The 13,121-nt window shown below is 42.0% G+C and carries 14 protein-coding genes; 1 reads left to right on the top strand and 13 read right to left on the bottom strand.

All coding sequences use genetic code 11. The features are described 5' to 3' along the window. Nucleotides 1–13 precede the first annotated feature (13 nt). Nucleotides 14–259, bottom strand: coding sequence for a DUF3343 domain-containing protein (locus MHI25_RS30805; RefSeq protein WP_076124321.1), 246 nt, complete (start codon nt 257–259; stop codon nt 14–16). A gap of 119 nt (nt 260–378) precedes the next feature. Here MHI25_RS30805 and yyaC point away from each other — a divergent pair, with 119 nt between their 5' ends. Further along, entirely contained in the window at nt 379–987 is a 609-nt protein-coding gene (gene yyaC / locus MHI25_RS30810) for a spore protease YyaC (protein WP_036677770.1), read from the top strand. Here yyaC and MHI25_RS30815 read toward each other — a convergent pair. The 12 genes from MHI25_RS30815 to rpmH form a co-directional block, all read right to left on the bottom strand. Continuing rightward, nucleotides 959–1,459: a DUF4446 family protein gene (locus MHI25_RS30815; protein WP_036677768.1), complete on the bottom strand. Its 501-nt coding sequence runs from the start codon at nt 1,457–1,459 to the stop codon at nt 959–961. The genes yyaC and MHI25_RS30815 overlap by 29 nt on opposite strands. A gap of 36 nt (nt 1,460–1,495) precedes the next feature. Further along, nucleotides 1,496–2,641, bottom strand: coding sequence for an aminotransferase class V-fold PLP-dependent enzyme (locus MHI25_RS30820; protein WP_340394785.1), 1,146 nt, complete (start codon nt 2,639–2,641; stop codon nt 1,496–1,498). Between the two features lie 197 nt (nt 2,642–2,838). Next, on the bottom strand, nt 2,839–3,681 hold the full coding sequence (locus tag MHI25_RS30825; protein ID WP_036677764.1) for a ParB/RepB/Spo0J family partition protein: 843 nt from the start codon (nt 3,679–3,681) through the stop codon (nt 2,839–2,841). Next, nucleotides 3,674–4,435 carry an AAA family ATPase gene (locus MHI25_RS30830; protein WP_036677762.1) on the bottom strand — a complete coding sequence of 254 codons (762 nt, stop codon included), beginning with the start codon at nt 4,433–4,435 and terminating at the stop codon, nt 3,674–3,676. The genes MHI25_RS30825 and MHI25_RS30830 overlap by 8 nt, the downstream gene beginning before the upstream one ends. A gap of 178 nt (nt 4,436–4,613) precedes the next feature. Beyond that, nucleotides 4,614–5,429, bottom strand: a complete 816-nt coding sequence (noc, locus tag MHI25_RS30835) for a nucleoid occlusion protein (RefSeq protein ID WP_036677760.1) — start codon at nt 5,427–5,429, stop codon at nt 4,614–4,616. A gap of 414 nt (nt 5,430–5,843) precedes the next feature. After that, complete coding sequence (rsmG, locus tag MHI25_RS30840) at nt 5,844–6,569, bottom strand: 16S rRNA (guanine(527)-N(7))-methyltransferase RsmG (RefSeq protein ID WP_340394786.1); 726 nt, start codon at nt 6,567–6,569, stop codon at nt 5,844–5,846. Between the two features lie 3 nt (nt 6,570–6,572). Then, entirely contained in the window at nt 6,573–8,459 is a 1,887-nt protein-coding gene (gene mnmG, locus MHI25_RS30845; RefSeq protein WP_076301556.1) for a tRNA uridine-5-carboxymethylaminomethyl(34) synthesis enzyme MnmG, read from the bottom strand. A 39-nt stretch (nt 8,460–8,498) separates the two neighbouring features. Then, nucleotides 8,499–9,875, bottom strand: a complete 1,377-nt coding sequence (gene mnmE / locus MHI25_RS30850) for a tRNA uridine-5-carboxymethylaminomethyl(34) synthesis GTPase MnmE (RefSeq protein ID WP_339191321.1) — start codon at nt 9,873–9,875, stop codon at nt 8,499–8,501. 109 nt (nt 9,876–9,984) lie between these two features. Further along, the gene (gene jag / locus MHI25_RS30855) at nt 9,985–10,719 is read right to left on the bottom strand and encodes an RNA-binding cell elongation regulator Jag/EloR (protein WP_036677749.1); all 735 of its coding nucleotides are present in this window, start codon (nt 10,717–10,719) and stop codon (nt 9,985–9,987) included. Beyond that, on the bottom strand, nt 10,716–11,585 hold the full coding sequence (locus MHI25_RS30860; RefSeq protein WP_036677747.1) for a YidC/Oxa1 family membrane protein insertase: 870 nt from the start codon (nt 11,583–11,585) through the stop codon (nt 10,716–10,718). Before MHI25_RS30860 ends, jag begins: the two co-directional genes overlap by 4 nt. An 86-nt stretch (nt 11,586–11,671) precedes the next feature. Further along, on the bottom strand, nt 11,672–12,022 hold the full coding sequence (gene rnpA / locus MHI25_RS30865) for a ribonuclease P protein component (protein WP_036677842.1): 351 nt from the start codon (nt 12,020–12,022) through the stop codon (nt 11,672–11,674). A gap of 289 nt (nt 12,023–12,311) precedes the next feature. Then, nucleotides 12,312–12,446, bottom strand: a complete 135-nt coding sequence (gene rpmH / locus MHI25_RS30870) for a 50S ribosomal protein L34 (protein WP_036677745.1) — start codon at nt 12,444–12,446, stop codon at nt 12,312–12,314. Between the last annotated feature and the right edge of the window lie 675 nt (nt 12,447–13,121).

Below are 13,121 nucleotides of genomic sequence, written 5' to 3' on the forward strand. Positions count from 1 at the left end.
CTCCTCCCTACCCCTAAATCAGTATGTAGTTCTCGTTGTGTTTTCCGTAGATGCCGCGTATTTCTATTTCCTGCTCAACTATAATTCTTTTTACCTCTTCCAGCGCATTTTGAAAAAACTGAATTGAAATTGCACAGCCTGCGGTGATCTCCTTCGGAGTTGGAAATATATCAATTTCTATTTCAGCATACTCAAGCAGCATTTCAGCACGAAGCGCCTGCTGGGTGGAGTCAAACGCTATTAACATCTCATCCTGCATATACGTCAAGCCTCTCCATAGGTTTATCGTCCTATCTCTTGCTGCTGGAGTATAAAACCCCTCTTCTATCCATATACTAGATACCAACAAATAGAATCACCCTTAGAAAGGAAGATGGTATGAACTCCTCATCCAAGGCTACAGCAGCGCAAGAAACGTCCTGTTTAAAAATATCACATACAGATCCCGATATCTATTCCGCAATTACTCATCGGCTACTTTTTCACTTTTCACGCACGCGTCCAGAGACTCAAATTATCGTCATCTGTGTAGGCACTGATCGCTCCACCGGAGATTCTCTCGGTCCTCTTGTTGGTACTGCATTATCCCGTTTTCATAGTCCATTGTTTCATTTATACGGTACCCTTGAAGAACCGGTTCATGCCGTCAATCTTGAAGAGACTTTGTCTCTAATTAATGAAAAATATAATAACCCGTTTGTCATCGGAATAGATGCCTGCTTAGGTCACTCTACTAGTGTTGGCTGCATCCAAGTCGTTGAAGGTCCCCTCAGACCAGGAGCTGGCGTAAATAAACAATTGCCGCCGGTTGGAGATATCCATTTGACTGGAATCGTTAATGTCGGCGGCTTTATGGAGTATTTCGTATTGCAGAATACACGGCTAAGTCTAGTCATGCGATTATCTGATATTATCGCTACAAGTCTATATTCTGCTTTAAAACAATGGAATCTGCATGCTACTTCTGCTGCAACGCGAGAGTTATAACTTCTTTTTCTTCAGGCGATAAGGCATATTGTGATTCCCCATTTTGCATAGGCTTGGAGTAAATATATGAGTTCTCACGATTATGAAGGCTGGTTAATACAATGCCACTGCTATTGTCATCCAGAATAGCCACCGAGAAGCTCAAATCATTACCACGTTCACCGAAGGCATTATAACGCTTCAGAGCGATATTTGACTTCATGCCGCGGATTTTGACTTGGGTAGCTTCTATCAACGCTTTTTGCTCACGTTGTTCTTCTTCCAGCATGTCGCTTTGGTTCTTCAGATCAACCAGAAGGCCTTCCAGATCCTCCACACCGCTTCCTGCCATCATGGCCTCATATTTGCGCCGTATAGTCCGCAGCTTAGCTCCCTGGGCGATTACAGTCACTATCAGTACTAGCATAATTACTACGAAACCAAACACAAACCACTGCAACTGTTCATTAATTAATTGATTCATTTCAGACATGAATGGACCATCCTTTTTATTTATCTGCTGCGGGCATCAGCCATATAACTCATCCATAGCAGCTAGCATTCTGCTTATATTATGCTCTGTTGTATCTACGCCTACACTCGCCCGAACAGCACCACTTTCTAGTGTATCAACAGCCTTATGTGCCAGTGGGGTACAATGCATACCCGCTCTGACAGCTATTTTATACTCACGATCTAGACGGTGGGCTATATTCGCCGATTCTTCCCCATCCACTACAAACGACACAATTCCAGTTCTCGGAGCCCCTAATGTGGGCCCTAACAGTTTAATGTTTGGAATATGGGACAAGCCCTCCATCAGCAGTTGAGTCAGCTTCCACTCTCTTTCGTGGATAACGTTTGTCCCTATCGATTTTACCTTTTGAACACCAGCTAGTAAACCAGCAATTCCTACCGCATTTTGCGTTCCCGCTTCATACCGATCTGGGCGAACAGAGGGTTGTTCACTATTCTCAGATTGACTGCCTGTCCCTCCATGCATTAAGGGCTCGAGATCCAATTCAGGTGATATATAGAGCCCACCAGTCCCTTGTGGTCCAAGCAATCCTTTATGCCCAGGAAAAGCTAATAAGTCAATATTCATCTTTTTCACATCAATATCAAGCGAGCCTGCACTTTGAGCAGCATCCACTAGAAATATAGCACCCTTTGTTTTAGCTAGATCCCCGATTTCACCAATGGGAAGTATACTACCTAATAAGTTGGAGCTATGATTACAAATTACCATTTTAGTGTTTGGTCGAAACGTTTTGCCCAATTCGTTCAAATCCAATTGACCCGCTCGATCCACCTTCAGATAATCAACACTTATCCCTAGTGACTTACGTAAATATTCCAAAGGTCTCCGCACAGAATTGTGTTCAGTCATTGTAGAGATTACATGATCCCCTGCTTTGAGCGTACCTCTAATCGCCATATTTAATGCCATCGTAGTGTTTTGGGTAAACGCTATGTCTTGTGCATTAGAAACCCCAAACAACTCCGCCAGCAAACTCCGGGCTCTCACCAACACCCGTCCGCTTCCCATGGCCAACGAATAATTTCCTCTGCCAGCATTTGCTCCCGACTGCAAAGCATTCATCATCGCAGCTGCCACCTCTGGAGGTTTAGGCCAGGACGTAGCCGCATGATCCAAATATACGAAGTCTTCCATAACCCCGCTCCTCGTCTCATACTCTTTTTCATTAAGAAGAAACAACGTTGTCGCCCTTTATTGATAATAACCTTATCTGTAGAAAATATAAGGATAATATTCAGCTGCACTTTATACATCCTTATATTTTGAAAAAACATACCCCTACTTATCCGATTACGGATAGCTCAGGATATGTTCTTGGCATAGATACCCATTTAGTTACCCAATAATTCTAACAATCTTTCTAAGTCCTGCGCACTGTAGTAATTCAGTTCAATCTTCCCTTTTTCCTTACCTTGTTTTATCTTAACCGTTGTTTTAAACCGTTCACGTAATACTTCCTCTACATTATCAATATAGGGATCACGTTTAACAACTTTAATCTTTGTACCGTTCGTTGGCTTTCGATCCAGATTTTTCACTGTTTCTTCAAGCTCTCTTACGCTCCATTGCTGTTCCACGCATTGTTCAGCCAATTGTTTAATAACTTCCGGATCTTTCAGGGCAACAATAGCTCGTGCATGTCCCATAGACATTGTTCCACGTGAAACATATTCTTTTACTTCTTCCGGTAAAGTAAGCAATCTTAGGAAGTTAGCGATGTGTGATCTGGACTTTCCAACTTTAAGTGATAGCTCTTCTTGTGTGAGTGAAAATTGATCCATCAAACCTTGATAAGCAACTGCGATTTCCATTGCATTTAAATTTTCACGTTGCAAGTTCTCAATCAGGGCGATCTCCATGACCTGTTGATCACTTAGATTTCTTACGACTGCTGGAATCGTAGGTTTACCACAATATTGCGATGCCCTGAATCTGCGTTCACCGGCAATGATTTCATACCCCTTCAAAACACTCCGTACAATGATCGGTTGAATCACGCCATGTTGTCTGATGGACTCAGCCAATTCCTGGATTGCTTCTTCATTGAAATCCTTGCGTGGTTGATAAGGGTTAGCCCGTAATTGAGCTAATGGGATTTCTACTACCTTATCATCTTCATTAATAGATAAAGAAGGAATCAGAGCATCCAGACCTTTTCCTAAACGTTTACTCATAAGAAATCACTTCCTTTGCCAACTCTAAATACACTTCTGCTCCCTTTGAGCGAGGATCATAAGTAATAATGGATTGTCCATGAGACGGTGCCTCACTTAAGCGGACATTCCGAGGAATGATAGTTCTGTAAACTTTTTCCTGAAAATACTTTTTAACCTCTTCGATGACTTGGATCCCTAGATTCGTACGGGCATCCAACATGGTTAATAGTACTCCCTCTATTTTTAAATGCGGATTAAGATTTTTTTGTACTAGACGCACGGTGTTTAAAAGCTGACTCAACCCTTCGAGCGCATAATATTCACATTGAATCGGAATGATTACCGAATCAGCAGCTGTAAGGGAATTGATCGTCAAAATCCCAAGGGATGGAGGACAATCAATGATGATATAGTCATAATTATTTTTAACCGCATTTAGGGCTTTTTTCAATTTCAACTCTCTGGAAATCGTTGATACTAATTCGATCTCCGCCCCCGCTAATTGAATGGTTGCCGGGATGATGTGCAGTCCTTCATTTTGAGTTTCAAGTATCGTTTCTAGAGGATTTACTTCATTAATGAGAATGTCATATATACAATTCGCTACGTCCGCCTTGTTGATGCCAACGCCGCTGGTAGTGTTACCTTGAGGATCGATATCAACTAGAAGCACTCTTTTTCCTAATGTAGCCATACCGGCACCTAGGTTCACAGAGGATGTTGTTTTACCGACACCGCCTTTTTGATTTGCTATGGCAATAATCTTGGACACTAATTTCACCTCGAATAGTTAGGAAGAATCTTCTCGTAGATCGCAAGTACAAACGGCCAAACTATGTTACTTTATATGAGCTAAAACTCTAAAATGCAGGACTGAGCAATACATCCTGGTTTAAGTCACACAAAAGGCGGCCAATCACTTTAAGGCCGCCTTCAGCTTTTGAAACAATTTATCTTTTGGGGATCTGGATTACAATCTCGTAATGGTCACCACGGTCATTTTCTGACGTTTTGATTTCCATACCTGAGCCTGACACCATATCAATAGATTGACGAATTGTATTAAGAGCTAGACGAACATCCTTGGTATAGGAGACCCGTTTTGACTTTTTAGTTTGCGAAACTTGTTTATAGAAAGCAATACGAGCTTCCGTCTGTTTAACATTTAATCCTTTTGCAATAATCTCTGCCAAAACTTTTAATTGCATTTCCACACTATCCAGTGATAAGAGTGAACGCGCATGTCTTTCGGAAATCTGACGTTCCATCAACGCTGTCTTAACCTCTTCAGGTAAGTGGAGTAAACGAATCTTATTCGCAATAGTCGACTGACTCTTGCCTAAGCGTTGTGCTAAGCTTTCTTGTGTTAATTGATGAAGATCAATTAACTTCTGATAAGCGACAGCTTCTTCTATGGAGGTCAAACCTTCACGCTGTAGATTTTCTATGAGCGCAATAGATGCAGCCTGAGAATCATTGAACTCACGGACAATAGCAGGGATCGTCTCTAAACCAAGCTTTTTAACTGCCCGCCAGCGCCGTTCACCTGCGATGATCTCATATATGGAATCTCGCATACGTACAACAATAGGCTGAATGACACCATGAGTTTTAATTGTCTGACATAACTCATCAATTTTGTCATCATCGAATATAGTCCGTGGTTGGTAAGGACTGCTAACGACCTCATGAACTGGTATTTGTTTGATTTCTTCTCCGCTGCTCCGCTCGTTAAACCCAAATAGCTTGGTAAATTGTTCTTTCATTCCGTTCATAACCACCTAATTTCGTTATAGTACGATCTTCTTGACCTTCTTCACGGAAAGCATATCGTACAGCAATCTAAAACATTCTGATATTATGGAATTACCTATAATGAACAGGCATCATAATCTCTCCTTCTTTCGAACAAGAGTACAGAGAAGGAGTTATATACAAAATTAAAGTCTACTATGCTATTCTATCACTTTTCTCCACATAATCATATTCTCCGTAAAGACCTATTTTTCCTGCATTTTTACAGGTGCAACAACCAAATCAGCTTATAAATCTAATTTTTATCTAATTTGATATTTATCGATTTTTGTTATCATCAACTTCATAAAAAAAGAGCATTCCCTTTGTTCAAAGAGAATGCTCCTAAAGGAACTTTGAGTATCGGCAATGTTTCACGTGAAACATTATTTTATCAATGGTGTTTTGGCAGGAATTCCCGCTTTTCTTGGATATTTAGCTGGTGTTGCTCCTGTCTTACGGATCATAATAATATGTCGATCCGACTCCTCCACTGGTAAGCTGAACGACTCCACTTTGCTGAGTTCAGCACGAAGCTCTTTTAAGCTGTACTTAGCTTCGCTTAATTCCTCTGAAGGATCGCTGCCCTTCATTGCAGCGAACACCCCATCTTTGCGTGTGAAGGGAAGACAAAATTCATTCAATAAAGACAGTCTTGCTACCGCACGTGCTGTAACCAAATCATAGGCATCACGATGAGTGAACTTGCGCGCGACCTCCTCTGCCCGCCCATGGATCAATTGTACATCAGTTAATCCCAATGTCGTACTTACATGCTGCAAAAATGAAATTCGTTTATTGAGCGAATCAACAATCGTTAGCTTCAAATGAGGAAAACATATTTTAAGTGGGATTCCTGGAAACCCAGCTCCTGAACCGATATCTGCGAGATTGGTGATCTCGTTAATATCAAGGAAAAAAGCTAATGAAATAGAATCATAGAAATGCTTCGTATATACCTGCTCTCGCTCAGTTATACCCGTGAGATTCATTTTTTCATTCCAGGTTACGAGTTCCTTATAATACAGATCAAATTGTGCTAACTGTTCTGCTGTAAGGGATATGCCTCGTACCTGTAATAGTTGTGTGAATTGAACTTCCGTATTATCCATAGCTTATCCTTTCGCCGCGGTTACCCGGTTGTAATGCTCAAGATATACAAGAAGAATGGAAATATCAGCAGGTGTAACTCCCGCAATCCGAGAAGCCTGCCCGATAGAGATCGGGTGAATCTTAGTCAGCTTCTGCCGCGCTTCCATCGCTAATCCATGGATTTCATTATAATTAATGTCATCTGGAATTTTTTTCTTCTCCATCTTTTGCAGGCGCTCCACATGTTGAAGTTGTTTTTCTATATATCCGGCATATTTAATTTGGATTTCTACTTGCTCCTTCATTTCTGCATCCAGCATCTCTGGTGATGGTGATACTTGATCAACAAAATTATATACAAGCTCTGGGCGCCGCATCAGAACAAGCAAATTACTGCCATCTACAATAGGTGCCGATTCATATTGCGCTAGTACTTGGTTTACATCAACAGGTTTAACCTTTGTTTCTTGCAGACGAACAATTTCACGCTCCACCCGTTCTTTCTTATCTGTGAAGTTATCGAAACGCTCCTGTGTGATCAAACCAATGTCGTAACCGATAGGTGTAAGTCTTAGATCTGCATTGTCATGGCGAAGCAACAAACGATATTCTGCACGTGAAGTAAGCAGACGGTAAGGTTCATTCGTTCCCTTAGTCACGAGATCATCAATGAGTACACCAATGTATCCCTGTGAACGATCTAGTATTACGGGTTCTTTGTCTTGCACTTTGCGTGCTGCATTAATTCCAGCCATAACCCCTTGGCCTGCTGCTTCCTCATAACCGGAAGTGCCATTGATTTGTCCAGCAGTGAACAGACCTGGAAGACGTTTGGTTTCAAGAGATGGCCATAGCTGTGTAGGAACCATTGCATCATATTCAATAGCATAGCCGTTACGCATCATCTCTACCTTTTCCATACCGGGAATGGAACGTAAGATAGCTAGCTGTACATCCTCAGGAAGACTAGTGGACAGACCTTGTACATAGTATTCCGATGTATTTTTTCCCTCTGGCTCTAAAAAGATCTGATGCTTAGATTTATCACTGAATCTTACGACCTTATCTTCTATAGAAGGGCAATAACGTGGGCCAGTTCCTTCGATAATACCTGTGAACATCGGCGCACGATGAAGGTTATCATTAATAATCTGATGAGTAACCTCAGAGGTATACGTTAACCAACAAGGAAGCTGTTCGTTATCGGATGATTTCGTTTCGAACGAAAAGAATTTCGGTTCATCGTCCCCTGGTTGAATTTCTGTCTTAGAGAAATCGATCGTATCACGATGTACACGTGGTGGAGTACCTGTTTTAAAACGCACCAATTCAAACCCAAGCTCCCGCAAGTTCTCAGAAAGCTTCACAGATGGCTGTTGATTGTTAGGTCCACTTTCATATGTTAGCTCACCCATAATCACTTTACCACGCAGGTAAGTACCTGTTGTCAGGATAACAGTCTTACTATGGTACTCAGTGCCAGTCTTCGTAACTACACCTACACAGCGTCCATCCTCAACGATTAAACGCTCAACCATCCCTTGACGAAGTGTCAAATTAGGCGTTTTCTCCATAGTTTCCTTCATTGTATGTTGATAAAGGAATTTATCAGCTTGTGCACGTAAAGCATGTACTGCTGGTCCTTTACCTGTATTCAGCATACGCAGTTGAATGAATGTCTTATCTATATTGCGGCCCATTTCTCCGCCAAGCGCATCAATTTCACGCACTACATGTCCTTTGGCAGGTCCGCCTATGGACGGATTGCAGGGCATGAATGCAACCATATCCAGGTTAATTGTGATCATTAACGTACTGCAACCCATCCGGGCTGCAGCCAGTGCTGCTTCACAGCCAGCATGACCAGCGCCAATGACGATAACGTCATAGTTGCCTCCATCATAACTCATGTCCTGTTTCCCCCTTGAAATTATATTAAATCGTGAATCTTATTTTCCTAAACAAAATTGTGAGAATATTTGGTCTAACAAAGAGTCAGCTGCAGTATCGCCAATTATTTCACCAAGCTGTTCCCATGCGAGCCGTACATCGATTTGAATCATATCAATCGGTATATACTGTTCTGCAGCATCGTATGCGTCTTGAAGTGATTTATAGGCTTTTTTGAGCAGGGCTATATGTCTCACATTACTCACATATGTCAAGTCACCCGATTCCAGCTTTCCACCAAAAAAGAGTGTCGAAATGGCATCTTCAAGTTTGTCTAGACCTTCCTCTTCCAGAACGGACATCGGTACAATGTTAGACTCTTCAAAAAATGAGAGCAACTTATCCTTATCCAGTTTGGGCGGTAAGTCCATTTTATTCATGATTACTAGGCACTGTCTACCGTGGATTTGTTCCATCAATGCCAATTCATCCTCATGCAGCTCTTCATTAGCATTCAGCACAAGTAGAATCAGGTCGGCGTCACTAACTGCCGCTTTGGAGCGCTCCACCCCAATTTTCTCAACAACATCCATCGTTTCACGAATTCCCGCTGTATCGAGCAGCTTAAGCGGTATATTATTTATCGTTATAAATTCTTCTATTACATCACGTGTTGTTCCTGGAATATCTGTTACAATCGCTTTGTTATCACGCGCTAATGCGTTTAGCAATGATGATTTACCAACGTTCGGACGTCCGACAATAGCTGTCGTAATCCCTTCACGAAGTATTTTTCCTTCATTAGATGTCTTAAGCAGCTTTGTTATTCCCTCCATAACCTCACTGCTTTTATCTTTAATAAATTCAGCTGTCATGGATTCTACATCATGTTCTGGATAATCTATATTCACTTCAATATGAGCCAGCATCTCAATAAGTGTATGGCGTAAAGCATGAATTCGATCCGATAAGGATCCGCTAACCTGTTTTAAAGCTACAGAAAAAGCCCGGTCAGACTTAGAGCGAATCAAATCAATAACAGCCTCAGCCTGCGATAAATCGATACGTCCGCCCAAGAAAGCACGCTTGGTGAACTCCCCCGGCTCGGCTAACCTTATCTCCTGCTGCAGAAGTAAATCCATCACTCTTCTTACAGAAATTACACCGCCATGAGCACTGATCTCTACTACATCCTCTGTCGTAAAAGAACGTGGTCCTTTCATAACGGTTACCAACACTTCTTCCATCTTCTCTCCGTTATCAGGACTGACGATATGTCCGTAATGAACGGTATGCGATTCCGCTTCAGTTAATGGAACTCGGCTACGAAATAATGGTGCCACTTGGGAAATAGCCTCTGGGCCACTTACCCGAATAATAGCAATTCCTCCCTCGCCTAATGCCGTCGATACGGCAGCAATGGTGTCACTAAGCATGCTGTTTTTCACCCCAAAACTTATATTTTTTGAATAGAAACGTTCTTTTATTTTTAAAAAAACAATGACCCCTTACATTGGTCAAGGAGTCATTGCATCCATATAGTCTTTACTTCAAGGTTATAACGACGCGGCGATTTGGCTCTTCGCCTTTACTGAGGGTACTCACTTGCCGGTGATCCTGTAACCTGGAGTGGATAATCTTGCGCTCCTGAGGAGACATTGGCTCCAATACAACCTCTTTACGAGTGCGAATTACACGTCCGGCTAAACGATCAGCCAGCTCTTCAAGCGTTTTTTTACGGCGCTCACGGAAGTTCTCTGCATCTAACACAAGCCGTATAAAACTGTCGGAATAACGGTTAGCTACAATATTAGCCAAATACTGTAGAGCATCGAGAGTTTGTCCTCTTCTGCCAATTAACAGTCCCAAATCTGGACCGGAAATTTGCAGAATCGTGGATTCCTTGGTGTGGACGATTTCTACCTCCACTTCGAGCCCCATGCTCTTAGCGACATCCACAATGAAATGAACGGCTTCTTGGTAAGCTTCCTCCACCGGTTGTCCGGAATCTTGGCGTGGCACACCGCCGATGGCCTCCTGTTTGCTCTCTCTTGCTGACTGTTGAGGCAGTGACGGAGCACTCGCCGCTGATGCCGGTGCGGCTTCGGCTATCAAGGTTAGTTCAACCTTGGCACCTTTCGCACCGATCAATCCCAGGAATCCTCTTGATGGCTGCTCAAGTACGTTGACCGTTACCCGGTCCTTTTGAACTCCAAGCTGGGTTAGTCCCCGTTCTACAGCTTCTTCAATGGTTTTCCCTGTTGCGACGACTTTGCTCATTTTGACTTTTTGGCTCCCTTCGATGACTTGTTGCCGCCTTTGCTCTTCGGAGCAGGACTGGAGTCATCTGTACTTTTTACAGCACTTGCGATTGCCAATTTGTGTTTATCGTTGTTGCGGTATAAGAAGTAGTTCTGAATAATAGTGTAAAGGTTACTGTACACCCAGTATAGTGGCAAGGCTGCAGGGAAATTGTACGACATCACGAAGATCAGAACTGGATAGATCATCATCATGAACTGCATTGGCCCTTGTTGTTGCACTGGGTTCATTTTGGTCATCATTCTAGTTTGAATAAATGTTGTTAATGCTGCTAGTACTGGCAAGATAAACAGATGATCCGGTTTACCAAGCTCCAGCCACAAGAAGGTATGCTCCCGTAGATGTGGATTATAGTAGATCGAGTTGTAGAGAGCGATAAAGATAGGCATTTGTACGATCAGCGGTAAACAACCCGCCATTGGGTTAACCTTATTTTCTTGGAACAAACGCATTGTTTCTTGCTGCACCTTTTCAGGTGTGTCTTTATATTTTTTCTGGATCTTTTGGAGTTCCGGTTGAATGGCTTGCATTGCACGCGAGCTCTTCACCTGTTTAATAGTAAGCGGAAGAATCAACGTGCGGACAATAATAACCATCACAAGTACGGCTAAACCATATTCTCCGTTAAACCAATCTGCAAACTTGTCCAAGGCAATGGCGAAATAATACACTACATTACTTTGCCAGAAGCCTCCATTCTTCAAATCCTCCGTAGTGTGCGTGACAGCAGTCGACGGAGCGCATCCCGACAGAACAGCTAACGACAACACCATTACCGTGATGAGGAGAAACCATTTTCCTCGTCTAGTCTTCATTAGAGACACTTCAAAACCCCTCTCTTAAACATTCCATTCCACCGTAAATCATACCATAATTATGAATACAAATAAACAAGCCTCTTAAGCACCCTTTATTTGCGGGAAGCCTTGAGTAGCTTGGCTTTACGAAGCACATGCAGCACACTTTTTTCGAGCTCTGCATACTCCATGGAAAGCGCTCCTTTTCTTACGATAAACACCATGTCTAAGCCACCTGCAATCTCAGGTTCATGGTGACGGACGATTTCCTTAACTAATCTTCTCATACGGTTACGGACAACCGCGTTTCCGACCTTTTTGCTAACAGACACACCTACTCTAAATCGCTCTACCTCTTTTTTGCCAAACCAATACACTACAAATTGATGATTCGCAAATGACTTCCCATGGCGGTATACACGACTGAAGTCGGCACGGTTTCGTAAACGTAACTTTTTGTGCACGGGAATCTCCTTCATAAAAATCCGGTTTAAGTGTCCCTCCGAATTTTTTCTTCTAATAGTATAGGCATTTGCAAGCAGCCATAAACGACTACATTTGCTGTGCTGAAATTAAGCTTCTATATATAGTAGGAAAAATAATTTCAACTTCTCACAAAATATTTCTCAATATACGTTAAATAGCCCCGCAAAGTGTAGCTAGCGCATTAAGCGAGATCCTAGACTTTTGCAGAGCAATAATAATAAAAAGCAGTAAAAAAAGACCACCGCAGTGGTCCCTTAGTGGCCTAACTTACGCACTCAAAACTTTTCTGCCTTTCAAGCGGCGAGCTGCCAGCACTTTACGGCCGTTTTTCGTGCTCATTCTTTTACGGAAACCGTGAACCTTACTACGTTTGCTCACATTTGGTCTAAATGTCGGTCTCATAATTGCACCTCCCTTACAGGAACTTAATTACTGTCATATAAGCAGAAACGGACTAAGCCGTCCTTATAGTAGGGACAGTATCTACAAGAATTATCATTTTTATATATCGAGACATATCCTTACAGAAAACACCTTTATATATTTAAACATATTTTATGAGCAAAAGTCAACCTAGTAACCGGCTTGTTCCTCCCCCTCAAGCTCAGGTGTTTATCCACAACTCTCCCCAGGAAAAAAGTAATCCACAAGATATGACAGTTATCCACCTGTGATCAAAAAATAAAGTCGACTACTCACAGTTGAGCACAACCTGTGTATAAAATTATCGAACCTTTGGCGTAAAGTGTCGAACCGTAAACAAATTATCAACAATATGTAGTGGTGTTCCTAATAATTGTACACAAGTGCTTGAATTTGTGGATAAAATAGCCCTGCTCATTGAAAAACAAGGGGCGTTTTGCTATGATGGTATTACTTTTGAATGTGAATAGATTTGTTTGTTCTCTTAATTATCAACAAGCTGTGGATAAAGTTGTGAACAAATCAAATTTATCCATATTTTTTTGTCTCTTCATATTGCCTACTGGGGATAAATATCAGCACCAACCTATTTTCTTCGACATTTCCACTTCATGGCTGATGCCACATTTGGAAGATTTAAAGGAGTGACAGTCT

The organism is Paenibacillus sp. FSL E2-0177 (genome assembly GCF_037992975.1).
GTDB classification, from domain to species: Bacteria; Bacillota; Bacilli; order Paenibacillales; family Paenibacillaceae; genus Paenibacillus_AQ; species Paenibacillus_AQ odorifer.

Bases quoted from the DNA above. Each gene is read 5' to 3' on its own strand.
- rsmG (WP_340394786.1), bottom strand. From the start codon at position 6,569: ATGGATAATACGGAAGTTCAATTCACACAACTATTACAGGTACGAGGC.
- jag (WP_036677749.1), bottom strand. From the start codon at position 10,719: ATGAGCAAAGTCGTCGCAACAGGGAAAACCATTGAAGAAGCTGTAGAA.
- MHI25_RS30825 (WP_036677764.1), bottom strand. From the start codon at position 3,681: ATGAGTAAACGTTTAGGAAAAGGTCTGGATGCTCTGATTCCTTCTTTA.
- mnmE (WP_339191321.1), bottom strand. From the start codon at position 9,875: ATGCTTAGTGACACCATTGCTGCCGTATCGACGGCATTAGGCGAGGGA.
- mnmG (WP_076301556.1), bottom strand. From the start codon at position 8,459: ATGAGTTATGATGGAGGCAACTATGACGTTATCGTCATTGGCGCTGGT.
- noc (WP_036677760.1), bottom strand. From the start codon at position 5,429: ATGAAAGAACAATTTACCAAGCTATTTGGGTTTAACGAGCGGAGCAGC.
- MHI25_RS30815 (WP_036677768.1), bottom strand. From the start codon at position 1,459: ATGTCTGAAATGAATCAATTAATTAATGAACAGTTGCAGTGGTTTGTG.
- MHI25_RS30805 (WP_076124321.1), bottom strand. From the start codon at position 259: ATGCAGGATGAGATGTTAATAGCGTTTGACTCCACCCAGCAGGCGCTT.
- yyaC (WP_036677770.1), top strand. From the start codon at position 379: ATGAACTCCTCATCCAAGGCTACAGCAGCGCAAGAAACGTCCTGTTTA.
- MHI25_RS30820 (WP_340394785.1), bottom strand. From the start codon at position 2,641: ATGGAAGACTTCGTATATTTGGATCATGCGGCTACGTCCTGGCCTAAA.
- rpmH (WP_036677745.1), bottom strand. From the start codon at position 12,446: ATGAGACCGACATTTAGACCAAATGTGAGCAAACGTAGTAAGGTTCAC.